This window comes from Flavobacterium ponti, assembly GCF_042652765.1.
In the GTDB taxonomy this organism is placed as follows: Bacteria; Bacteroidota; Bacteroidia; order Flavobacteriales; family Flavobacteriaceae; genus Flavobacterium; species Flavobacterium ponti.
In genome coordinates this window covers 65,521-90,394 of the sequence record NZ_JBHSGW010000002.1, presented here as the reverse complement: position 1 = coordinate 90,394, position 24,874 = coordinate 65,521, and the positions used below count along the sequence as shown (strand labels likewise).

Genomic DNA, 24,874 nt, shown 5'->3' with positions numbered 1-24,874 from the left:
AAAATATAGAAACATGAAAAAAATAACGCAAATACTATTGTTAGTAATATGCTCAACAGGATTTTCTCAGGAAAATTTTAAAAATCAAATAACCAAAAAGGATTTAAAAAAGAGCACTGTAACATTTGAAAGTTTTACCAATGAAAATGGTGATGTCTCTTTTGGATTTAGATTGGATAGTTTAATCGTTGGACCTAATCTTGTAATCAGTTCAAATGGTACAAAAACTTATCAGAATTACAATAAAGACCATGAAATTGATGGAACAGTCATCAACATGTATAAAGAAAAGGATGAAATAGAATTGTTTACTTATAGAAAAGGTTTAAAAAACGGTCCTGCTTTTACGATGACAGGTGGTAAACCAACTAAAAAGGAACAATACAAAAATGATAAAATTGATTTAGGTGGCTTTAAAGTAGATCCACCTGGAAAATACCAATTAATAAAAGGTGATGGATTTAGTGGTTTTACTATGGAAAAATATGAAAATAATAGTTACGCTATTGGTTATTTTAAACATGGATATAAATGGATGCCTATCATACATGTTTGGGAAAGTGGTGAGTCTTATTATGGTCAATGCATGAGTGTTAGACAAGGTTTCGGAATTTACGCTTACAAAAATGGAGATATATATGTAGGCATGTGGGATGATAATTATAGAGAAGGACTTGGATTTGTAATCGATAAAAACGGAAACATTACTGAGAAAGGATTCTACGAAGGTGGTGTTTTAAAAACTGCAATGTAAACTGTTACCAATGAAAAATTTTTTAGTGCTTTTTCTGATATTTTTAGGAGGAACAATGGTTTCGCAACCTCTAAGTTTTAATGCTTATTATGATGTTTATATTCAGGGATATACATCTAATGATCTATCAAAAATGAAAGAAGGAAGTGAAAACTTAATGATCAATTATTCGGATGAATTTGCAGGGTATTATCTTCATTCGTATTATCAAATTCTGAAAGGTGATTTAAATGCTGCCCAATTAGCTTCTACACAAGCTTTAAATATTCAGCCTTTAATGCCATTTCCTTATTTAACACAATCCTACATTCAGTTCTTGAATGGAAATTCAGAAGAGGCACTTCAAAATTTAGAATGGGCTTTGCAACTATCAACGTCTCAAAATGCTCAAGAAACCATCGATGATATGGTTAAGATTGAATCTTTTACAAAAAAAGATTTGTCTCCATTAAAAAATAAATGGCTAGCTTTTTATCAAAACAATACTGTAAACATCAGCAAAGCCATCGAACTAGACAATTGTGTAAATGGAATTCTTACGCAAGGGAAAAAATGTGCCAATTTAGATGCTCTATTTGCGTATTATTCCAGTCAAAGAAATGCTAATCCTTTGTTCCAAAAGATGTTGCCTTTACTCAAAGCAGTAACGTTTTATTATGGTGGCAATACAACCGAAAGCATCAATCAATTTGAATATTTTTTAGAAATTAGTAAAAATAATTCGTCATTGGTTAGCCAAAGTGGTTATGCTTTGTATTTTTTATCAGTTATCAAAAATAATTCCTTCAATAAGCCAGGAGCATTAGTTACGATTAATGATGGATTAAGTGAAAAACTCAAGTTACCTTATCCGACATTAGCTCTAGCGAATATGCAATTGCACAAAATTCAAGTGTTGGCTAAAATGGAAAACAAGCAACAGGAAAAATTACAAACTGCTTACCAATTAGAACAAACTGCAGCCAAAATAAACAATGATTATTTTAAGGCAAAAGCTTATAATTCTATTGGAGCATATCATATTTTTGAGGGTCCACAAGCTGAAAGAGCAAAAGCTGGAACCTATTTAACCAAAGCTTATAATTTGGCTAAAGCAATCAATGATAAAAGTTTAATCAATGAGGTTAGCGGAAATTTAGTAATTATCAAAGCAAAACAAGGCTTACATGATGAAGCTAAAAAATTAACTGAAGAAGCAGTTGCCTACAGTTTGAAAGAAAACGATTTTGCAGGAGCACAAAACTTATACAATAATTTAGGATTTCTCTATTACAACCAAAAAGACTATAAAAATGCCATTTCACAATTTGAAAAAAGTATTGCTTTAGCGGATAAGGTAAAAGAAAATCTAACAGCCAAACAAAAATTAGAATATACCAATACTATTGAAGGTGTGTATGCAGGTATGATCATGAGTTGTCAATACACCAAAGATGTTGCAAAATTATTTGCGACTCAAGAACAAAGTAGAAGCGCTTATTTAAAAGAACAATTGAATAAAAATATACCTTTAGCTTCTATAAGCGATGCACAACAATTGTTGCAAAATGATGAGGTTTTGATCAATTATTCTATTGGTCAACCAGGAGAAATTATCATGAGTGTGATTACAAAAGATAAAGCCGAAATCAGATACAATTATCCTATTGATGAATTGCTTCGTTTGAAAAAAGCATATACTAATAAAGCTAAAAAAATTCCATCCAACATCAATCCGTATTTGAGTGATTTACAAGTTGATTACAAAGATGGCGAACTAGTGCGATATGCTACCAAACAAGCCGCTTATAAAAAAGAAGATTTTGTAATGCTAATTGAATGGACCAGACAACTATTAAAAGAAGCTAATCCGCAACTTCAAAATGTGCAAAATGATTTTCTGCATTTTTGGTATAATTTAACCTTACAACCCATCCAAGATGTTTTAGTTAACCATCCAAAAGTGATTATTAGTGCGGCTGATGAACTTCATTATTTACCTTTCGAAGCTTTTTTATCACCTAAAAATCAATATTTTGTAAGCACACATGATGTAAAATACATTCCAAATACAACCATTTGGAAAATCATTGCCAATAGAAAATATGCTGAAAATAGAAAATCAGTTATTGCTTTTGGTGGAGCATTATACCAACCTTCAGGAAATGTAAAACCAACGGCTCGTGGTATGGAAGACTTTTATAAAATTTCGGATGCAGTAAGCCAAAAAATAAATAAAGGCATTTATAATTTCAAACCTGAACTAGAAGCCATAGGTTTTGGAGGGGCTAATTATTTAGAAGGAACATTAAAAGAAGTACAGTTTGTAGGCAAGCTTTCAAACGATATAAAAGTTTTTACAGGATTGAACATGAGCGAAAGTAATTTCAAAAAACTCAATGCGACAGGTGAACTTAAACAATACAAAAACCTATTAATTTCTACTCATGGTTTCACGGGAACCATCATTCCAGAATTCAGTGGTGTTATGTTTTCGCAGCCTAATGGTGGTGATGGTAAAGAGGATACTTTTTTACTAGCTCCAGAAATTGCAAAATTAAATTTAAATGCAGATTTGGTAGTACTTAGTGCTTGTGATACAGGTGTTGGAAAATTGTATGGTGGTGAAGGAATTAACGGATTAAATTTTTCTTTTTTGGTAGCAGGCTCTAATGCAACCTTACTTTCTCTTTGGCCGGTAAATGATGCTGGAACAGCCTTAACCATGCAAAATTTATTCAAAAAAGTAGTTCAAGAAAACGCAAAAGCTTCTACAACTTTAAACCAAATTAAAAGAGCATTTATTAATGGCGATTTTGGGGAAAGATATATGCATCCACAATTTTGGGCACCATTTCTTTATAATGGTATGTAAAGAATTGTATTTAGAAGTTTAATTGTATGAAATTTTCAAAGTTTCAATCTTTCAAAAAAATACTTATTTTAGATAAAAAATTATAATGAAAAAAAGCTACTTTTTATTCGTACTCCTTTTTAATGTGATTTTTTCACAAAACCATAAAATTGATAGCTTAAATCAGGTCATCAAAACCACTAAAAATGATTCTATAAAAGTAGATACTTACAATAAACTCTCATGGAAATACATTTTTAGCGATAAAGAAAAAGCTCTTGAAATTCTAAATGTAACTGAAAAATACGCACTAGAAACTAACCAAAAATACGGATACAATTCTTTTTTAAACAATAAAGGAATTTACTTTGATGTCAACGGATTTTCAGATTCTGCTAAAATTTATTTTGAAAAAGCAGTAGCATATAGTGTAAAAAACAAGTTTCCAATTCAAGAACAATATTCTTATAATAATTTAGGAATGTATGCTTGGAACAAAGGAAAATATCAAGATGCCTTAAACTATTTTTTTAAAGCATTAAAATTAGCTGAAGTTAATGTAAAAATCAATAAATCAATCTTTATTGATGCTACTTTAAACAATATTGGATTAATTTATCAAGAAATGGAATTGTTTGAAAAAGCTATTCTGTATCATGAAAAAGCATTAAAAATTCGTTCCAAAAGAGAATATAGTCAAGGAGAAGCTTCATCTTATAATAATTTAGGGATTTGTTATAAAGAATTAAACAAAATAAAAGAAGCAAAAAATGCTTTTGAAAATGGTATTAAAAAAGCTAATGAATCAAAGGATAAAACACAATATTATAATAATCTACAAGGATTAGCCCAAATTTATGCGATAGAAAATAACCCTCAAAAAGCTTTAGAACTTTTTTTAGAATCATATAATCGTCCTAGTGAAATTCCAATTAATGCAGCAACAAAAGTTAAAATAACAAGCGAAATTGCCGAATTATATCTGAAATTAAACCAAACGGATAAAGCGATAGCGTATGGAGAAATTTGCGTTTCTGAAATTGAGAAAGATAAGAATAGTGATGTTTATGAAGTAAATGTTTATAAAACCTTAGCAACAGCTTATTATAAAAAAGGTAATACTGAAAAAGGATCTTTTTACAATGAGCTATTTTATGAAAAAACAACTCTAAAATTTAAAGAATCTTCAGCAAAAGCCTTACAGGAATTAGAAACTAAATACGAATCGGAAAAAAAAGAATTAGAATTAGTACAAGCTAAAAATGAAAATTTAGTAAAAGAAAATAAAATAAAACGTAAAAATTATCTCATTTATGGAGCATTTGGATTGGCTTTTTTACTCGGATTAATTGGTTTTTTGGTTTACAAACAACAAAAATTAAAGAACAAACAATTAATAAAAGAAAATGAATTGCGACAAGCTTTGTCCAAAATTGAAACTCAAAATAAATTGCAAGTACAAAGATTGGAAATTTCAAGAGAATTGCATGATAACATTGGTTCCCAATTAACATTTATAATTTCGTCTATTGATAATTTAAAGTTTTTTGATTTGTCTAAAGAAGATTTCAATAAAAAATACGATACAATAAGTAATTTTACCAGAAAAACCATTACTGAACTTCGTGATTCCATTTGGGCTATGAATAAGGAAGAAATCACTTTTGAAGACTTAAAAGGAAGAACTGCTAATTTCATCGAAAATGCAAAAATATCGCTTCAAGGCATTCAGTTTGAATTTGTATATCCAAAAGAATATGAAAAAATAAAGTTAGACTCAAAAACTGGTATTACTCTTTATAGAATAATTCAAGAAGGTGTAAACAATGCCATAAAGCACGCAAAAGCAAACAAAATTGTTGTTACAATCGATGTAAATTCTGAACGTACAATTCTTAAAATTTATGACAATGGAAATGGATTTGACTATAAAACAACTGAAAAAGGAAATGGCATAAATTCTCTAGAAAAAAGAGCAAAAGAAATTAATGGAACTATTGAATTTGTCAATCAAAACGGAATGCAAGTGATTGTAAAAGTGCCAAAAACATAAGGCAATTGCCTTATTTAATAACTAGAAATTAAATTATATTTTTGCGAGTAATCAATAAATTTTGAATAATGATTAGTTTGCTATTTTTTTTCATATTGTCCATAAGTGTAGTGTTTTTGCATACAATAAAGCAAAAGAAAAGTATTGCTGTATTTAATAAAGCAGTTAGTTCATTGCATAATCAGTTAGATTTGGAGAAACAAAAGAGTCAACTTTTAAAAAAAAATCTTAATTTAAATTGCAATACAGAATTTAAATTAGATATACTCAAAAAACAAGTTCAACTTCTTGAAATAATTTCAAACCAAATGAACCAAATATGAAAATAGCCATCATAGACGATAATAGTTTTTTAATTGCTTCCATCAAGGAAAAACTATCTTTTTTTGAAGAAATTCAAATCAAGTTTACAGCTACTGATGGTCAAGATTTGTTGAATAAATTAGAAAACAATCATAACATTGATGTGCTTTTAATGGATATTGAAATGCCAATTTTAAATGGAATTGAAGCCACTCTATTGGTAAAGAAAAAATATCCTCATATTAAAATCATCATCTTAACCGTTTTTGATAATGACGAAAATATTTTCAATGCCATAAAAGCAGGTGCAGATGGATATTTGTTGAAAGATGTAAATCCTCACACACTTTTCAACGGAATTGTAGAAACCATGAATGGTGGTGCAGCGATGAATCCTTCAATTGCATTAAAAACTTTGAAATTGCTTCGAAATCCAGTTGATTTTACTTCTGAAATAGAAAAAGAGAAAATCGAACTTACACCAAGAGAAATAGATGTTTTAGAACAATTGGCACAAGGTTTAAGTTATACCATTATCGCAGAAAATCTTTTCTTATCACCTTCTACTGTTCGAAAACACATTGAAAATATTTATACTAAACTACAAGTGCATTCCAAATTAGAAGCCGTTCAAAAAGCAAAAAGAAATAATTTGATATAACGAGTTTTTCCTATCTTCGTATCAAATTAGAACAGATGGATTATAAAAACTCAAACAATCTTGGTTTTTTTGGAAAATTAACCGAAATCAGAAAATGGATTTTGGTATTGATTGTTGCCTTTCTTCTTTTTTCGATATTCAACTATTTTACAAAAAGTAAAGAATCTTCAACTATAGAATATGATACAAATCTTATCCAACAGCAAATCAAGAATGTTGGGAAATTAGTAGTGACTGAAGGTCATTTTGCTGAAGTTTTAACCTATAAAGACAAAAAGAAAACTTACATTCCTGGTTTAACATTCGATAAAAAAGCATTAGTGGTCATAAATGCTGATGTTACAGTTAGTTTTGATTTGAGTCAAGTTAAATATGATATTGATGCAGAAAATAAAATTTTAACGATTACAAATATCCCTAAAGAAGAAATCAAAATTAGTCCAGATATAAAGTATTACGATACAGAATCTTCTACTTTTAATGAATTTACTGGTGATGATTATAACAAAATTAATAAATCAGTTAAAGCAAACTTAGCCAAGAAAATAGATAAATCAACGCTAAAGTCAAATGCTAAAAACAGATTGCTTTCTGAATTATCCAAGATGTTAGTCTTAACCAATTCAATGGGTTGGACATTAAAATACCAAGGAAATGTAATTGAAAAAGAGAAAGACTTTGAATTAAAACTGTAAAATTAAAACTTTGTCATACTGAATTTATTTCAGCATCTAAATTCATAATCAGATTCTATAATTTACTTTGTAAACTTGACCAACCACCACCGTTGATACAGTCAATCCCGTTTTGTTTTAAAATTGAAGTTGCTTGACCACTTCGCATTCCAGAACGACAACAAGCAATTATAGGTTTGTTCCATTTTTTTATTTCAGCAATTTTGCCATTCAACACTTGTAAAGCTATATTTTTTGAACCTTCAATGTGACCTTCATTAAACTCTTCAATTGTTCTAACATCTAAAATTATTGCATCTTTAGCAACATATTCTTGAATTTCATTTGTTTTGTTTCCAAAACCTAATACATCTAAAAAACCCATACCTATTATTTTAATTAAAATTTATCTTATCTCTACCAATAATTCAGTTAATGAAAAAATATTTTGAATTCAAAATTACAATTTGCAGAATATACTTTTGTAACAAATGTTACTTCAATCAATTCATTTTACTATTTTTGAAAAGATGAAACCAATGGATAGAAAAACCGAAATAATAAATTGTGCTGCTAAACTTTTTAAAGAAAAAGGTTATAGTGCTGTGACGATGAGAGATATTGCTCAATCTTTGGATATAAAAGCTGCAAGTTTGTACAATCACATTAAATCAAAACAAGAAATTTTAGTACTAATTGTTTTAGAAATTGCCGAAGAATTTACCAATAGAATTAATGATATAGCTTTTTCAGATTTAAAAATAATCCAAAAAATTGAAAAAGTAATCGAACTTCACATTGATATTACTATCAGAAATCCTGATGCTTTAGCTTGTTTGAATAACGATTGGATGCACTTAACAAATGAAGAATTGACTTATTTCATCAAAATGAGAGAAGATTATGAAGAAACTTTTAGGCATTTAATTAATTCAGGAATTCAATCCAATGAAATAAAAGACTTAAATCCTGAAGTTATTATTTTTTCAATACTTTCCACTTTAAGAACACTCTATATTTGGTATGGAAAGAAAAACCGTTTAACCGAATCTTCTCTAAAAACGGATATGGCAGCAGTACTTTTAACTGGAATTGTAAACTAAATTTTTTGTTATTTTTTTATTATCTCGTACAACAAAAGTTAAAAAAATAAAACGTTTTCGTAACATTAAAAAAAATTCAGTAAATTTGCATAGTAAACTAACAACTGTTAGTTTTAATAATTACACTATTAAATGGCTAAATTTCATAACATACAAGTCCAAGATATTTACAAAGCAACAAGAGATTGTTCGGTTATTACTTTTCAAATTCCTGAAGAATTGGTTGCTGAATTTCAATACAAACAAGGACAACACTTAACAATAAAAGCTATGATTGACGGAGAAGATGTTCGTCGTTCGTATTCTTTATGCTCAAGTCCTGTTGAAAATAAATGGCAAGTTGCTGTAAAAAAAATAAATGGAGGATTATTTTCTTCATTTGTAAATGATACTTTAAAAAAAGGAGATTCTCTAGAGATAATGGCTCCAAGCGGAAAGTTTAATGTTGAAGTTGATTCAGGAAAAGCTAAAAATTATATAGCTTTTGCTGCTGGAAGTGGAATTACACCTATACTTTCTATCATAAAAACACATCTAGCAAAAGAGCCAAATAGCACTTTTAAACTGTTTTATTTGAATAGAAGTGTAAAATCAATTATCTTTAAAGAAGAAATAGAACAACTGAAAAACAGATACTTCGGTCGTTTTGAAATCTTTCATTTTCTTACGAAAGAACATCGTTTTTCAGAATTGTTTAACGGAAGATTTACTAAAGAAAAAATGCAAATTCTAACTGATAAAATAATTGATGTTAAAAATATAGATGATTGTTTTATTTGTGGACCAGAAGATATGATATTCCTTTTACGTGATGAATTAAATGCAGCAGGATTAGATAAAGAAAAAATTCATTACGAATTATTTACATCAGGAATTTCTGAAGAAGATAAGAAAAGAATACAAAAAATAGTAGAACACAAAGTCAACGGAACCGATGTAACCATTATCGATGGTGGAAAAGAATTTCATTTCATCATGGAAGATTCTTACGACAATATTTTAGATGGAGCATTAGCAGCTGGAGCCGATTTACCTTTTGCATGTAAAGGTGGAGTTTGCAGTACATGCAAATGCATGGTTGTAGAAGGTGAAGTTGAAATGAAAATTAATTACGCATTAGATGCTCACGAAGTAGCCAAAGGATTGGTATTGAGCTGTCAAGCTGTTCCAACAACCGATAAAGTTGTTGTTGATTTCGGAGTTTAAAAAAATATGAAAGTGAAAGTTTTAAAGCTAATCACTAATTACTAACGGCTAATCACTAAGAATTATGTCAGAAAAAGAAGTAAAAAACCTAGAAGAAATTTTCGATGCAAAAATTGCACGCGACGAAAAAATCGAACCAAAAGATTGGATGCCGGAAAAATACCGTCAAACTCATATTCGTCAAATTTCCCAACACGCACATTCTGAAATCGTAGGAATGCTGCCCGAAGGAAATTGGATTACTCGTGCTCCATCTTTAAAACGAAAAGTAGCTTTATTAGCTAAAATTCAAGACGAAGCAGGTCATGGTTTATACTTGTATTCTGCTTGCGAAACTTTAGGTGTTTCTAGAGAAGAATTATATGAGCAATTACACTCAGGAAAAGCTAAATATTCCAGTATTTTCAATTATCCAACCTTAACTTGGGCTGATATGGGAGCAATTGGTTGGTTGGTTGATGGTGCAGCTATTATCAATCAAGTACCTTTATGTTCTACTTCATATGGACCTTACGCTAGAGCAATGGTTCGTGTATGTAAAGAAGAAAGTTTCCACCAAAGACAAGGTTTCCAAATTATGATGACTTTAGCTGAAGGAACTCCAGAACAAAAAGAAATGGCACAAGACGCTTTAAACCGTTGGTGGTGGCCAGCTCTTATGATGCTTGGACCTTTAGATGCTGAATCGGTTCACACAGAACAATCGATGAAATGGAAATTAAAAAGAAAAAGTAATGACGAACTTCGTCAACAATTCATAGACCAAACCGTTCCACAAGCACACATGATTGGTTTAACAATTCCAGATCCAGATTTAAAATGGAACGAAGAAAAACAATCCTACGATTTCGGAGAAATGAACTGGGATGAATTTTGGCAAGTAGTAAAAGGTCACGGTCCATGTAACAAAGAGCGTATTTCTGCAAGAGTAAACGCTTGGGAAAATGGGAAATGGGTTCGCGATGCAGCGATGGCTTACGCAGAAAAACAAGAAAATAAAGTAGTAAAAAAAGCAATATAAATCAAGTATTCAGTGCTCAGTTATTAGTAGGCAGTCATGCTCAATACTAATAACTGAACACTTAATACTGAACACTGGACACTATGAAAAACTGGCCTCTTTGGGAAGTATTTATAAGAAGTAAAAACGGATTAGAGCATCGTCATTGTGGTTCGCTTCACGCAAGTGATGCAACAATGGCATTAGAAAATGCACGTGATGTTTACACTAGAAGAAATGAAGGTGTAAGTATTTGGGTGGTTCCATCAGCACAAATTACAGCTTCAAACCCTGATGATAGTGATGAACTTTTTGAACCAGCAAAAGACAAAGCATATCGTCATCCAACTTTTTATGAATTACCCGACGAATTAAGACACATGTAATGTTAACCTGCAAGGTTTTCAAAACTTGTAGGTTTTAAATATTAATTTGCGAATTTGCGGTTATTAGTCTTTGTGACTTTGCGACTTTGCGAGAACTAAATAAAATGAACAACAATTTAATTCAATACATCTACGGAATTGCAGACAACGCGCTGATTTTAGGACAACGTTTAGGTGAACTTTGTGGACACGGCCCAAGTCTTGAAACAGATATTGCAATGACAAATATTTCTCTTGACTTATTTGGTCAGGTGAGAAGTTATTTTCAATACGCTGCAAGTTTACAAGGTGAAGATGTAACAGAAGACACAATCGCTTTCTTAAGAAAAGAACGTGAATACAAAAACGTTCTTTTAGTAGAACAACCTAATCGCGATTTTGCTTATTCCATTACAAGACAATTCTTTTTTGATATTTATCATTTGCTATTGCTTTCAGAATTACAAAATAGTAAAGATGGAACCTTAGCTGCCATTGCTAAAAAAAGCATCAAAGAAGTTTCGTATCACACTCGTTTTTCATCGGATTGGATGAAACGTTTAGGTGATGGAACAGAAGAAAGTCATAATAGAGTTCAAACAGCAGTCAATGATTTATGGGAATTCACTGATGAATTATTTCACACAACTGATGCTGATAAAGCTATGATTTCAGAAGGAATCGGAGTTGATGTTAGCTTGTTAAAAGATTTATTTTATAAAAAAGTAAACGAAATTTTAGAAGAAGCAACCATTCAAACACCAGATATAAAATATTTCCAAAAAGGAGGTAAACAAGGAATCCACAGCGAACACATGGGTTACCTTTTAGCTCAAATGCAGTACATGCAATTGGCATATCCAAATATGAATTGGTAGAAATATCGAATTTGTCATTCTGAACTTATTTCAGAATCTCATCAAAATAATTATGACAGAAACAACAGATCATATCGACCAGAAGCTTTTCGAAATACTCGAAACAGTTTCCGATCCTGAAATTCCAGTCTTATCGATTATGGAAATGGGTGTTGTGCGTTCTGCCAAAATAGTTGATGATATTGTTGAGGTACAAATCACACCAACATACAGTGGTTGTCCAGCAATGGATGTCATTGGAGAAGATATCATCAAAGCATTCAAAGACAAAGGATATAAAGCCAAAGTCGAGTTAATATTATCACCAGCTTGGACAACCGATTGGATTACTCCAAAAGGAAGAAAAGCATTAGAAAAATACGGAATTGCTTCACCATTATCTGAATCAGCGGATAAGGAAGCACTTCTTGGGAATAAAAAAGTAGTGAAATGCCCACAATGTGGTTCATTCAATACAAAATTAGTTAGTCAATTTGGCTCTACAGCTTGCAAAGCATTTTTTCAATGCGAAGACTGTTTGGAACCATTCGACTACTTCAAATGTTTAAAATAAATTCCCATCAAAAGGGAATCTTTTGAAATCAACCCTTAATGAATCTTAATTTCTTAATGGTTAAAAAAGTAAAATAAGGTATGAGCAATTCAATTGAATTAAAAATTGAAAATAAAATAGCATTTATAACTCTGAATCGTCCAGATGTATTCAATAGTTTCAATCGCGAAATGGCATTGTCTATGCAAGAAAAATTAGATAATTGCGCTAGCGATTCAAATATAAGAGCCATTGTAATTTTCGGAAACGGAAAAGCATTTTGCGCTGGACAAGATTTAAAAGAAGTAACAGATCCAGATTTAAATCCTGGTTTCAGAAAAATTTTAGAAGAACATTATAATCCAATCATTCAAAAGATAAGAAGCTTTGAAAAGCCAGTAATTGCTGCTGTAAATGGAGTTGCTGCTGGAGCTGGAGCCAATATAGCTTTAGCTTGTGATATAGTTTTAGCAGTTGAAAATGCAAGTTTTATTCAAGCCTTCAGTAAAATCGGATTAGTTCCTGATAGTGCTGGAACCTTCTTTTTACCAAGATTAATTGGCTTACAAAAAGCAACAGCCTTAATGATGCTTGGAGATAAAGTTTCTGCACAAGAAGCTTTAGATTTAGGAATGATTTACAAAGTGTTTTCAGCAGAAACTTTTGAAGAAGAAGTCAATAAATTGGCCACAACTTTAGCTAATATGCCAACAAAAGCTTTAGGGTTAACCAAAAGATTATTAAACCAATCGTTGACAAATAATTTGGAACAACAATTAGCTTTAGAAAGCGATTTGCAAATAGAAGCAAGTTCATCAAACGATTATAAAGAAGGTGTAACCGCTTTCGTAGAAAAAAGAAAACCAATATTTAATGGAAACTAAAATGAAAGTAGCTGTTATCGGTGGTGGTACAATGGGAAGTGGAATTGCTCAAGTTGCTGCAACTTCTGGTTGTCAAGTAAAATTATTTGACCTAAACAATGAAGCTTTAATCAAAAGTAAAATCAGTTTAGAAAAAGTTTTAGATCGATTAATTGAAAAACAGAAAATTGATGCAGCTGAGAAAAATAGAATTCAGAATAACATATCTTACGTAAATACATTAAATGATTTATCTGATTCAGATTTAGTTATCGAAGCCATAGTTGAAAATCTAGAAGTCAAGCGAAAAGTGTTTTCTGAATTAGAAACATTAGTCTCAGAAAACACAATATTAGCTTCAAATACATCCTCATTATCCATAACTTCCATTGCAGCTTCTTGTCAAAAACCAGAACGCGTCATTGGAATTCACTTTTTTAATCCAGCACCTTTAATGCAATTAGTGGAAGTTGTGCCAGCGATTCAAACCAGTGAAGAAGTTTTAAATAAAACGGTTCAAACTATTTCTGACTGGAAAAAAGTAGTTGCAGTTGCAAAAGACACACCAGGATTTATAGTAAATCGTGTAGCTCGACCTTTTTACAGCGAAAGCTTACGAATTTTAGAAGAAGGTTTTGCAGATATGGCAACCATCGATTGGAGTTTAAAAGAAATGGGTGGTTTCAAAATGGGACCATTTGAATTAATGGATTTTATTGGTCACGACGTAAATTACGTAGTAACCGAAACTGTTTTTACAGCTTTTTATTTCGACCCAAGATACAAACCATCATTAACCCAAAAACGTTTAGTCGAAGCAGGTTATCTTGGAAGAAAATCAGGAAGAGGCTTTTATGATTACAATAAAGAATTACCAAAACCAATAGAGGATAGAATTAAAGCACAAGAAATTTTCGATAGAGTTTTGGTGATGTTAATCAACGAAGCAGCAGATGCTTTATTCTTAAACATAGCTTCAGCAAAAGACATTGATAATGCTATGACCAAAGGAGTAAATTATCCAAAAGGATTATTAGCTTGGGCAGATGAAAAAGGAATTAATTGGTGTGTAGAAAAGCTAGACGAATTATACAACGAATACCACGAAGACAGATACAGATGTAGCCCAATTTTGAGAAGAATGAATAAAGAGAATAAAACTTTTTTCTAAAAATAAACTTAGCAAACATTGCGTAAATCTTTGCGCATTTTGCGGTTAAAAACAAAAAAATGGAAGGAACAAAAATACCATACAAAATGTTGAGTCAAGACGCGTATAGTCAATGGCTTGGTATAGAAATACTTGAATGTGAAATTGGTCGTTGCAAAGTAGCCATGAAAGTTCGTCCAGAAATGCTAAACAGCATGCAAAAAGCACATGGAGGAATCACATATTCCTTAGCCGACACAGCCTTCGGATTCGCAGCCAACACACACGGAAAATTTGCAGTATCCATTGAAACATCAATCAATCACATTGAAGCAGTTAATGAAGGAGATTATTTAGTAGCCGAATCTGTAATAGAAAAAGTGAACAATAAATTAGGATTCAACATAATCGAAGTGAAAAGAAATGGAGAATTAGTAGCTCTTTTCAAAGGAGTTGTATATCGTACTCAAAAAGATTGGGAAGAATAAATAAAGTATACCCTATCAGGATTTTAAACCCTGATAGGGTTAAATTATAATAACATGGAATCATATATCATAGACGGAGTCAGAACTCCAATAGGAAGTTATCAAGGAAGTTTAGCACCAGTTCGTCCAGACGATTTAGGAGCGTTGGTAATCAAAACTGTAGTTGAAAATAATCCAAATATACCAAAAGAAGCGTACGACGATGTAATCATGGGTTGTGCCAATCAAGCTGGAGAAGATAATCGTAATGTGGCGAGAATGTCATTGCTTTTAGCAGGATTACCTTATACAGTTCCTGGAGAAACTGTAAATCGTTTGTGTAGTTCAGGATTATCAGCAATTATTCACGCAAATCGTGCTATAAAAGCAGGAGACGGACACGTTTTTATCGCTGGTGGAGTTGAAAACATGACACGTGGACCATTAGTGGTTTCAAAACCATCTTCTGCTTATGGAACAGATTCAAAAATGTATGATTCAAGTTTTGGATGGCGTTTTGTAAATCCAAAAATGCACACCATGTTCGGAACAGACGGAATGGGAGAAACAGCTGAAAATTTAGTAGAAAAATATTCAATTTCAAGAGAAGATCAAGATAAATTTGCCTTTAATAGTCAAATGAAAGCAACGGTAGCACAAAATTCTGGTCGTTTAGCCAAAGAAATAGTACCAGTAGAAATTCCACAAAGAAAAGGTGATCCAATAGTTTTTGCAAAAGACGAATTCATCAAACCAAATTCTTCATTAGAAGTTTTAGGAAAATTACGACCAGCTTTCAAAAAAGACGGAAGCGTAACCGCAGGAAATTCATCAGGATTAAACGATGGAGCAGCTGCAACAATTATCGCATCTGCACAAGCTGTTGAGAAATACAATTTAAAACCAATTGCTAGAATAGTAAGTTCAGCAGTAGTTGGTGTAGAACCAAGAATAATGGGAATTGGACCTGTAGAAGCAACTAAAAAAGCTTTAGCAAAAGCCAACTTAACCTTAGATCAAATCGACATTATAGAATTAAACGAAGCCTTTGCTTCACAAAGTATAGCATGCTTACGCGAATTAGGATTAAAAGACGATGATGCAAGAGTAAATCCAAACGGTGGTTCCATAGCAATCGGACATCCATTAGGAGTAACCGGAGCAAGAATTGCCTATTCAGCAGCATTAGAATTACAATTAACTCAAAAAAGATATGCATTAATAACAATGTGTATCGGAGTTGGACAAGGTTACGCAGCAATTATAGAACGCGTTTAAGATTTTAGAATTAAAAAATCCGTGATAATCTGTGAAATCTGTGGCAAAAAAAAACATAAAATTAATTCGCGAATTCGCGGTTAAATAAAAGGTACTGAACTAAATTCAGCATAAATGAAATTACAAAACTACATAAACGGAAGTTGGGTTGAAGGACAAGGAGAAGGAACTCCAATGTTCGATGCCATAACCGGAGAAATAATCGGATTCACAACAACCGATGGATTAGATATTCCAAACGTTTTAGAATACGGAAGAACAAAAGGTGGCGAAAAACTACGCAAAATGACCTTCCAAGAAAGAGGAAATATGATCAAATCATTAGCCTTATATCTTACCAAAAAGAAAGAAGCCTTTTACGAATTAAGTTACCGAACAGGAGCAACAAGAATCGATAGTTGGATTGACATTGAAGGTGGATTTGGAAATCTTTTTGCCAATGCATCCTTACGAAAATTATTCCCAAACCAACCATTTCATGTAGAAGGTGATCCAATCGACTTATCAAAAGGTGGTCGTTTTATGGCACATCACATTTTGGTTCCAAAACAAGGTGTTGCGGTTCACATCAACGCATTCAATTTCCCAGTTTGGGGAATGTTAGAAAAATGTGCCGTGAATTGGATGGCTGGAATGCCAGCGGTAGTGTTACCAGCTCCACAAACAGCTTTTTTAACAGAAGCAGTTGTTAGAGAAATAATCGCATCAAATATTTTACCTGAAGGTGCATTGCAATTGTTAACCGGAATGACAAAATCGATTTTAGATACTGTCAATTCGCAAGATGTGGTTACGTTTACAGGTTCAGCTCATACAGGAAAATTACTAAAAAATCATCCAAGACTAATTGAAGAATCTGTACCATTCACTATGGAAGCTGATTCATTAAACTGTTCTATTTTAGGAAAAGATGCCGTTCCAGGAACATCAGAATTTGATTTATTCGTAAGAGAAGTCAAAAACGAAATGACCGTTAAAGTCGGGCAAAAATGTACAGCAATCCGAAGAATAATTGTACCAGAAGAATTAATAGATGATGTCCAAAAAGCATTGGCATCACAATTAGATAAAGTCACTATTGGTGATCCAAGAGTAAAAGAAGTTCGAATGGGAGCTTTGGTCAATAAAACCCAAGTCGAAAGTGTTAAAACCCAAGTAAACAAAATCGCTCAAACTGCTGAAATGGTTTATGGAAACTTTGATGAGGTTCAAACCATAGGAGCAGATGCCAAAAAAGGTTCGTTCTTGAGGCCAATTTTAATGCGAGAAAACAATCCGTTTACAAACACAGCTTGTCACGAAATTGAAGCTTTTGGACCAGTTTCAACGATTATGCCTTATAAAAATTTAGAAGATGCCATCACTTTATCGCAAATGGGTAAAGGTTCGTTGGTTTCTTCGATTTTTACCTATGATGATGGTATTGCTAGAGATTATGTAATAGGAGCAGCATCGCATCACGGTCGAATTTTAGTCGGAAATCGCGAAATGGCTAAACAAAGTACCGGTCACGGTTCACCATTACCTATGTTGGTTCACGGTGGTCCAGGTCGTGCTGGTGGTGGTGAAGAAATGGGTGGAGTTCGAGGCATCAAACATTACATGCAACGTTGTGCGATTCAAGGTTCACCAACAACAATTACAGAAATTACAGGTATTTATCAAGCCAACGCCAAATATAAAGAAGCACCAGAACATCCTTTCAAATACCATTGGGAAGATATTCAACCTGGAATGTCGTTGAAAACACACAAACGTACGTTCACCGATACAGATATCATCAATTTTGCCAATTTAACGTGGGATCATTTCTACGCTCATACCGATATCACTTCATTGGACGGAAGTATTTTTGAAAAAAGAACAGCACACGGTTATTTCATTATTTCAGCCGCAGCAGGTTTATTCGTTTATCCAAACAAAGGACCAGTTGCCGCAAATTACGGTTTAGAAGAATGTCGTTTTTTACGTCCATTATACCACAACGACACGGTTTATGTACGTTTAACTTGTAAACAAAAAGTAGATAGAGATGTCGCTTCAGCAGAACATCCAAGCGGCATTGTAAAATGGTTTGTGGAAGTTTTTGTTGCGGAGCCTGCCTCGACGAATGGAGAGGACGAATTAGTAGCAGTAGCAACAATCCTAACAATGGTACAGAAAAAACAAGAAACATTCGTAGAAATGACCGACGAGAAAATCGAAGAATGTATCAATAAATTGACAGAAAACACAAAACCAAAATGGGGCATTTTAACGCCTCAACATTTGTTAGAACATTTAGAACACGGTTACAGAATCATGTCAGGTGAAATTCAAGATTTCGAAATTGCAATACCCGAAAAAATTCTAGATAAAGTACACAATTCATTATATAATTACGATAAATTCCCAAAGGGAACTCAGTTTCCAACCATGAAAAAAGGAGAAGTAGAAGCATTAGTGCATCCCGATTTTGAAACTGCAAAAGCCAAGTTTTTCGAATCTCGACAAGCATACAAAACCTATTTCAAAGAAAATCCAGAAGCAAAAGTAAAAAACATGGTCTTCGGAGAAATGAACAGGTACGCATCGTATTTATTAGAAAGAAAACATTTAAATCATCACTTCGAACAATTCGATTTGATATAAAAATAATTAGAAGCTATTTCCAGCTTTCCACTGTATCTTTTCTTTTTTAAAGAAAAAAAGAAAAGGATGCCGTTCCAATCTGGGCTAGAATTTAAAGTAAAAAAGAAAATCCGCGATAATCAGTAAAATCTGTGTCTTCCGCGTTCAAAAAATAAAAACATGTCACACGCATACGTAAAACACGAAATAAAAAACAACATCGCAACCATCGAGTTCTTTCATCCAGAACACAACTCGTTACCAAGCGATATATTAGCCAAATTAGCCAACACCATCACAGAAGTTGGAAACAACAATGAAGTAAAAGTCATCATCCTGAAAAGTGGTGGTGATAGAACGTTTTGTGCAGGAGCCAGTTTTCAAGAGCTAATTTCTATAAATGATGCAGCAACTGGAAAAGTATTCTTTTCAGGATTTGCCAACGTAATCAATGCGATGCGAAAATGCCCAAAATTCATCATCGGAAGAATTCAAGGAAAAACCGTTGGTGGTGGAGTAGGTATCGCAGCAGCAACGGATTATTGTATGGCAACAAAATTTGCAGCCATCAAATTATCGGAATTAAATGTTGGAATTGGACCATTTGTAGTTGCACCAGCCATCGAAAGAAAAATGGGAGTTTCAGCCATGTCACAAATAGCTATTGATGCCAATACATTTTACGAAGCAAATTGGGCAAAACAAAAAGGATTGTTTGCAAATGTTTACGAAAGTATAGAAGAATTAGATGCAGAAACGCAAAAATTCGCAGAGCATTTATGCACTTACAATCCAGAAGCGATGCAAGAAATGAAAAAAGTTTTTTGGAGAGGAACAGAAGATTGGGACAACCTTTTAGCCGAAAGAGCAGCAATAAGCGGAAGATTAGTTTTATCCGATTTTACAAAAGAAACATTAAAGAAGTTTAAATAGCTAATCACTAGTTACTCTTCACTAATCACTAAAAAATGATATACGAATTCAAAGGGTTCATCCCAGTAATACACGAAAGTAGTTTCATTCATCCGCAAGCAGCTGTTACGGGTAATGTGATTATTGGAAAAAACGTATATGTTGGTCCAGGTGCAGCCATTCGTGGAGATTGGGGCGAAATCATCATTGAAGATGGTTGTAACGTTCAAGAAAATTGTACCATTCACATGTTCCCAGGTAAATCAATGGTTTTAAAAGCAGGAGCGCATATTGGACACGGAGCCATTATTCATGGAGCTAATATTGGTGCGAATTGCCTTGTTGGAATGAACACAGTAATCATGGATGATGTGAATGTAGGAGATGAATGTATCATTGGAGCTCTAGCATTTGTAAAAGCAGGAATGCAAATTCCAAATAGAAAAATGGTAGTTGGAAATCCAGCGACAATTATAAAAGACGTTTCAGACGAAATGATTGATTGGAAAACAAAAGGAACAGCTCTATATCAAAAACTGCCATCAGAATGTTATGAGAGTTTAAAAGCAATTGAACCATTGCGAGAAATTCCAGCCAATCGTCCAACGCAAGAAGCGTTTTATAAAACATTAGAAGAATTTAAAAATAAGTAATTAGTAATAAGTGAAGAGTGAATAGTCAGTGACTTACAACTTATAACTTACAACTTACAACTAAAAAAATGACAATAGAATTCAAAATGCCCAAAATGGGAGAAAGTATATCCGAAGCAACGATAATTTCTTGGTTGAAAAACGTAGGAGATTTGGTGGAAGCGGAAGAAACGATTTTAGAAGTCGCAACCGATAAAGTCGATAGCGAAGTACCTTCACCAGTTTCAGGAACAATTACTGAAATTCGTTTTCAAAAAGACGATGTAGTTGCTGTTGGAACAGTACTGGCTTTGATAGAAGCTGATGGGAAGCAAGAAGCTAAAAGTGTAAAACAAGAAGTTGTTAGTACTAAAGTTGAAACTCAACCAGAAGTTGCGAAGCAATCGAATACCGAGTTTAAACAGTTAAAAAGCAATCCTGATGCCTTTCTTTCACCTTTGATTGTGAGTATTGCTCAAAAAGAAAATCTTTCATTAGAAGAAGTACAAAGCATTCCAGGTTCAGGAACAGATGGTCGAATTCAAAAAAGCGATGTTTTCAATTATTTGAAGAATCGTAAATATCCATTAAAATCAATCCCAACAACCAACAACCAACAACCAACAACTTCTTCATATCCAAAACCAAAAATCAATTACGTAGAAGGAAAAGATCGAATCGTAGAAATGGATCGCATGCGCAAAATGATTGCGGATCATATGGTTTATTCAAAACAAACTTCGCCTCACGTGACTTCATACATTGAAGTAGATGTCACGAATTTAGTGGATTGGAGAAATGCCAACAAAGATAAATTTCAAGAAAAATATAACGAAAAACTAACCTTTACACCCATTTTTGTTGAAGCAGTAGCCAAAGCGATTGAAGATTTTCCTTTAATAAATGTTTCTGTGGATGAGAAAAAGATTTATGTTCATAAAGATATTAATATTGGAATGGCAACTGCTTTACCAAGTGGCAATCTAATTGTTCCAGTAGTGAAAAATGCCAATGAAAAGGATATTCTAGCTTTAGCGAAAGATGTAAATCAATTAGCTGATGCTTCAAGAAATAACAAACTAAAACCTGAACAAATTCAAGGAAGTACGTTTACAATTTCAAACGTGGGAACTTTTGGGAGTTTAATGGGAACACCAATCATCAACCAACCTGAAGTAGCTATTTTAGCTTTAGGAATCATCAAAAAACGTCCAGAAGTGATTACAACAGAAAAAGGTGATGAAATAGCAATAAGAAGCATGATGTATCTTTCTCTTTCATTCGATCATAGAGTGGTTGATGGATTTTTAGGTGGATCATTCTTGCGAAAAGTGGGAGATTATTTAGAACAATTTGATACAAATACAACGATATAAAACATGACAGAGATTATGACATCAGAAATAAAAATAAGTAAAGTTAAAGAATCAAAAGTTACCCAAGTAGATTTGGATAACGTTACAATGGGATTCAACTTTACCGATCATATGTTTGTTTGCGATTATACCAATGGTGAATGGCAAAATCCAAGAATTGAAGCTTTAAATTTAATACCAACGCATCCAGCAGCTATGGCTTTGCATTACGGACAAGCTATTTTTGAAGGGATGAAAGCTACAAAAGGACAAGATGGAACACCTTTACTATTTCGTCCTGATCAAAATGCCAAACGTTTAAACTTTAGTGCAGACAGAATGGGAATGCCTCAATTTCCTGAAGATTTATTTGTAGAAGCTTTAAAACAATTTACAGCCATTGAAAAAGATTGGATTCCAACCAAAGAAGGAAGTGCCTTATATTTAAGACCTTTTATGTATGCTGACGAACCATTTATTGGAATGAGAGCTGCAACCAGTTATAAATTTATAATTTTAGGTTCACCAGCTGGACCATTTTTTAGTAAAAAAATCAAACTTTTTGCTGAAAACAAATATGTTCGTGCGGTAAACGGTGGAACAGGAGAAGCAAAAGCAGCAGGAAATTATGCAGCAGCCATTCGTCCAACGGAATATGCAAAAGCAAAAGGATATGATCAAGTGTTGTGGTTAGATGCTCAAGATTTTGAATACATCCAAGAAGTTGGAACGATGAATATTTTTTTCAAAATAGAAGGAAAATTCATAACTCCAGATTTATCAGGTTCTATACTTGCTGGAATTACCAGAATGAGTGTAATTGATCTATTAAGAGATAAAGGTTTTGAAGTAACTGAAAGACCAATCAAATTAACTGAAATCAAAGAAGCATCTGCAAACGGAACTTTAGAAGAAGCTTTCGGAGTAGGAACAGCTGTTGGAATTGCCATGATTGAAGAAATCGGAAATGATGATTTTACTTTAAAATTACCAGCTGAAAATCCTGTTTCAAATATGGTAAATGATACGTTGAATGCGATAAAAGTTCAAAAAGCAGAAGATAAATTCGGTTGGATTGTAGAAGCAAAATAAATAGTTAAGGAATACAGATTTAAGAAATTAAACAGATTTTTAAAATTTCTCTAATTTCTCAAATCTGTGTTCCAAAAAAATAGATTACTTATTAAAATGGTAAACAAAAACATATTACAAAAAGCATTTTCAACTATGGCAACCGCAAAAGCCATGGCCGAATTGTATGAAGAAAATTTCAAAATAGTTTCCAAATACGTTCATGCAACTTCTCGTGGTCATGAAGCGATTCAAATTGCTGTTGCGATGCAATTATTACCCCAAGATTATGCTTTTCCCTATTATCGTGATGATGCCATGTTATTGGGAATTGGAATGCAACCTTATGATTTGATGTTGCAATTAATGGCAAAAAAAGACGATCCGTTTTCTGGTGGAAGAACGTATTATTGTCATCCAAGTTTGAATGATGCTGATAAGCCAAAAATTCCACACCAATCATCTGCAACTGGAATGCAAGCTATTCCAGCCACTGGAGCAGCAATGGGTTTTTGGTATAAAGAAAAAACAAATATTGCTGAAAATTTAGCAGATAAACCTTTAGTGGTTTGTTCACTTGGAGATGCATCTGTTACTGAAGGAGAAATTGCTGAAGCTTTACAAATGGCAGCTTTAAAACAATTGCCAATATTATATTTAGTTCAAGATAACGGTTGGGATATTTCCGCTAATGCAGCAGAAACTCGTGCTCAAAGTGCATTTGAATATGCCAAAGGATTTCACGGAATTGAAGCCATTTCCATTGATGGGGCTAACTTTACGGAAAGTTACCAAGCATTGGAAAAAGTAATCACAGCCATTCGTACAGAAAGAAGACCGTTTTTAGTTCATGCAAAAGTTCCGTTATTGAATCACCATACTTCTGGTGTTCGTATGGAATGGTATCGTGACGATTTAGATGAAGCAAAATCTCGTGATCCTTATCCAGTTTTGATACAACAATTAAAAGATAATGGATTTTCAGATTCAGAAATTAATGAAATTGAAAAGAATGCGATTGCAAAAGTAAAAACAGATTTCGAAAAAGCTCAAAAAGCAGAAGATCCAAGTCCAGAAGATTTATTTACTCACGATTTTGCACCAACACCAATTACAGAAGAAGTTGGAGAACGAAATCCAGCACGTGAAGAAAAAGTCGTGATGGTAGATTGTGCTTTGTTTGCAGTTGAAGAAATCATGAAAAAACATCCTGAAAGTTTGTTATACGGACAAGATGTTGGAGGACGATTAGGTGGTGTTTTTAGAGAAGCAGCTACTTTAGCACAGAAATTCGGAGACGAAAGAGTTTTTAACACACCAATCCAAGAAGCATTTATAGTTGGTTCAACTGTTGGAATGTCAGCTGTTGGTTTAAAACCAATTGTTGAGGTGCAATTTGCTGATTACATTTGGCCTGGTTTAAACCAATTATTTACAGAAGTTAGTCGTTCGTGTTATTTATCGAATGGAAAATGGCCAGTAAGTATGATTTTGCGTGTTCCAATTGGAGCTTACGGAAGTGGTGGGCCTTATCATTCTTCATCAGTAGAAAGTGTTTTAACAAATATTAGAGGAGTCAAAATCGCTTATCCAAGTAATGGTACCGATTTAAAAGGGTTGTTGAAAGCTGCTTATTATGATCCAAATCCAGTTGTGTTTTTAGAACACAAAGGTTTGTATTGGAGTAAAGTTAAAGGAACAGACGCGGCAAGAGTGAATGAACCCAGCGAAGATTATATGTTGCCTTTCGGAAAAGCGAATATCGTTCAAGAAATTTGGGAACAAGAAACCGAAGAAACTATTTCCATTATCACTTACGGAATGGGAGTGCATTGGGCATTGAATGCTTCGGCAGACATCAAAAACCAAGTTGAAATTATCGATTTACGAACGTTATATCCTTTGGATGAAGAAGCGATTTTAAAATCTGTAAGAAAGACTAAAAAATGTTTAGTAGTAACCGAAGAGCCAACCAATAATTCTTTTGCCAGAAGTTTAGCTGGTTTGATTCAAGAAAAATGTTTCAAGAATTTAGATGCACCAGTTATGGTTATTGGTTCTGAAAATATGCCAGCGATTCCTTTAAACAGCACTTTAGAATTCACTATGATTCCAAATGTGGATAAAGTGAAAGTTAAAATTGAAGAGCTTTTGAATTATTAATTAAAGAAATT

The 24,874-nt window shown here is 32.9% G+C and carries 22 protein-coding genes; 21 read left to right on the top strand and 1 reads right to left on the bottom strand.

Translation table 11 applies throughout. The annotated features are described in order from the left end of the window. Positions 1-13 precede the first annotated feature (13 nt). The 5 genes from ACFO3U_RS02955 to ACFO3U_RS02935 all read left to right on the top strand — a co-directional run bounded on the left by ACFO3U_RS02955 (position 14) and on the right by ACFO3U_RS02935 (position 7,299). A complete protein-coding gene (locus ACFO3U_RS02955) occupies positions 14-754 on the top strand; it encodes an MORN repeat-containing protein (protein WP_379738245.1) in 741 nt (246 codons plus the stop codon). 10 nt (positions 755-764) lie between these two features. After that, the gene (locus ACFO3U_RS02950; protein WP_379738244.1) at positions 765-3,608 is read left to right on the top strand and encodes a CHAT domain-containing protein; all 2,844 of its coding nucleotides are present in this window, start codon (positions 765-767) and stop codon (positions 3,606-3,608) included. Between the two features lie 85 nt (positions 3,609-3,693). Next, positions 3,694-5,640 (top strand): tetratricopeptide repeat protein, encoded by a 1,947-nt coding sequence (locus tag ACFO3U_RS02945; protein ID WP_379738243.1) that lies wholly within the window; start codon positions 3,694-3,696, stop codon positions 5,638-5,640. A gap of 319 nt (positions 5,641-5,959) precedes the next feature. Next, positions 5,960-6,604 carry a response regulator gene (locus ACFO3U_RS02940; protein WP_379738242.1) on the top strand — a complete coding sequence of 215 codons (645 nt, stop codon included), beginning with the start codon at positions 5,960-5,962 and terminating at the stop codon, positions 6,602-6,604. 35 nt (positions 6,605-6,639) lie between these two features. Beyond that, complete coding sequence (locus tag ACFO3U_RS02935; RefSeq protein WP_379738241.1) at positions 6,640-7,299, top strand: DUF4230 domain-containing protein; 660 nt, start codon at positions 6,640-6,642, stop codon at positions 7,297-7,299. 55 nt (positions 7,300-7,354) lie between these two features. Here ACFO3U_RS02935 and ACFO3U_RS02930 read toward each other — a convergent pair whose 3' ends face one another. Beyond that, positions 7,355-7,663, bottom strand: coding sequence for a rhodanese-like domain-containing protein (locus ACFO3U_RS02930; protein WP_379738240.1), 309 nt, complete (start codon positions 7,661-7,663; stop codon positions 7,355-7,357). 154 nt (positions 7,664-7,817) lie between these two features. Between ACFO3U_RS02930 and ACFO3U_RS02925 the strand changes: the two genes are divergently transcribed. The 16 genes from ACFO3U_RS02925 (at position 7,818) to ACFO3U_RS02850 (ending at position 24,863) form a co-directional block, all read left to right on the top strand. After that, positions 7,818-8,381: a TetR/AcrR family transcriptional regulator gene (locus ACFO3U_RS02925; protein ID WP_379738239.1), complete on the top strand. Its 564-nt coding sequence runs from the start codon at positions 7,818-7,820 to the stop codon at positions 8,379-8,381. Between the two features lie 132 nt (positions 8,382-8,513). Continuing rightward, positions 8,514-9,587, top strand: a complete 1,074-nt coding sequence (paaE, locus tag ACFO3U_RS02920; RefSeq protein ID WP_379738238.1) for a 1,2-phenylacetyl-CoA epoxidase subunit PaaE — start codon at positions 8,514-8,516, stop codon at positions 9,585-9,587. A gap of 64 nt (positions 9,588-9,651) precedes the next feature. Further along, positions 9,652-10,608 (top strand): 1,2-phenylacetyl-CoA epoxidase subunit PaaA, encoded by a 957-nt coding sequence (paaA, locus tag ACFO3U_RS02915; protein WP_379738237.1) that lies wholly within the window; start codon positions 9,652-9,654, stop codon positions 10,606-10,608. A gap of 83 nt (positions 10,609-10,691) precedes the next feature. After that, positions 10,692-10,973 carry a 1,2-phenylacetyl-CoA epoxidase subunit PaaB gene (gene paaB, locus ACFO3U_RS02910; RefSeq protein ID WP_379738236.1) on the top strand — a complete coding sequence of 94 codons (282 nt, stop codon included), beginning with the start codon at positions 10,692-10,694 and terminating at the stop codon, positions 10,971-10,973. A 104-nt stretch (positions 10,974-11,077) separates the two neighbouring features. Further along, entirely contained in the window at positions 11,078-11,830 is a 753-nt protein-coding gene (paaC, locus tag ACFO3U_RS02905) for a 1,2-phenylacetyl-CoA epoxidase subunit PaaC (RefSeq protein ID WP_379738235.1), read from the top strand. 52 nt (positions 11,831-11,882) lie between these two features. Further along, positions 11,883-12,383 (top strand): 1,2-phenylacetyl-CoA epoxidase subunit PaaD, encoded by a 501-nt coding sequence (gene paaD / locus ACFO3U_RS02900; RefSeq protein WP_379738234.1) that lies wholly within the window; start codon positions 11,883-11,885, stop codon positions 12,381-12,383. A gap of 80 nt (positions 12,384-12,463) precedes the next feature. Beyond that, on the top strand, positions 12,464-13,246 hold the full coding sequence (locus ACFO3U_RS02895; RefSeq protein WP_379738233.1) for an enoyl-CoA hydratase-related protein: 783 nt from the start codon (positions 12,464-12,466) through the stop codon (positions 13,244-13,246). A 1-nt stretch (position 13,247) separates the two neighbouring features. Beyond that, entirely contained in the window at positions 13,248-14,396 is a 1,149-nt protein-coding gene (locus ACFO3U_RS02890; RefSeq protein WP_379738552.1) for a 3-hydroxyacyl-CoA dehydrogenase NAD-binding domain-containing protein, read from the top strand. Positions 14,397-14,455: 59 nt separating this feature from the next. Then, the gene (locus ACFO3U_RS02885; protein WP_379738232.1) at positions 14,456-14,863 is read left to right on the top strand and encodes a PaaI family thioesterase; all 408 of its coding nucleotides are present in this window, start codon (positions 14,456-14,458) and stop codon (positions 14,861-14,863) included. A gap of 54 nt (positions 14,864-14,917) precedes the next feature. After that, the gene (gene pcaF, locus ACFO3U_RS02880) at positions 14,918-16,120 is read left to right on the top strand and encodes a 3-oxoadipyl-CoA thiolase (RefSeq protein ID WP_379738231.1); all 1,203 of its coding nucleotides are present in this window, start codon (positions 14,918-14,920) and stop codon (positions 16,118-16,120) included. 114 nt (positions 16,121-16,234) lie between these two features. Next, positions 16,235-18,751 carry a phenylacetic acid degradation bifunctional protein PaaZ gene (gene paaZ / locus ACFO3U_RS02875; RefSeq protein ID WP_379738230.1) on the top strand — a complete coding sequence of 839 codons (2,517 nt, stop codon included), beginning with the start codon at positions 16,235-16,237 and terminating at the stop codon, positions 18,749-18,751. 159 nt (positions 18,752-18,910) lie between these two features. Next, the gene (locus ACFO3U_RS02870; RefSeq protein WP_379738229.1) at positions 18,911-19,663 is read left to right on the top strand and encodes an enoyl-CoA hydratase/isomerase family protein; all 753 of its coding nucleotides are present in this window, start codon (positions 18,911-18,913) and stop codon (positions 19,661-19,663) included. 35 nt (positions 19,664-19,698) lie between these two features. Continuing rightward, positions 19,699-20,295, top strand: a complete 597-nt coding sequence (locus tag ACFO3U_RS02865) for an acyltransferase (protein WP_379738228.1) — start codon at positions 19,699-19,701, stop codon at positions 20,293-20,295. A 68-nt stretch (positions 20,296-20,363) separates the two neighbouring features. Beyond that, on the top strand, positions 20,364-21,650 hold the full coding sequence (locus ACFO3U_RS02860) for a dihydrolipoamide acetyltransferase family protein (RefSeq protein ID WP_379738227.1): 1,287 nt from the start codon (positions 20,364-20,366) through the stop codon (positions 21,648-21,650). Positions 21,651-21,653: 3 nt separating this feature from the next. Next, the gene (locus ACFO3U_RS02855; protein ID WP_379738226.1) at positions 21,654-22,721 is read left to right on the top strand and encodes a branched-chain amino acid aminotransferase; all 1,068 of its coding nucleotides are present in this window, start codon (positions 21,654-21,656) and stop codon (positions 22,719-22,721) included. A 96-nt stretch (positions 22,722-22,817) separates the two neighbouring features. Beyond that, on the top strand, positions 22,818-24,863 hold the full coding sequence (locus tag ACFO3U_RS02850) for an alpha-ketoacid dehydrogenase subunit alpha/beta (protein WP_379738225.1): 2,046 nt from the start codon (positions 22,818-22,820) through the stop codon (positions 24,861-24,863). The last annotated feature ends 11 nt before the right edge of the window (positions 24,864-24,874 follow it).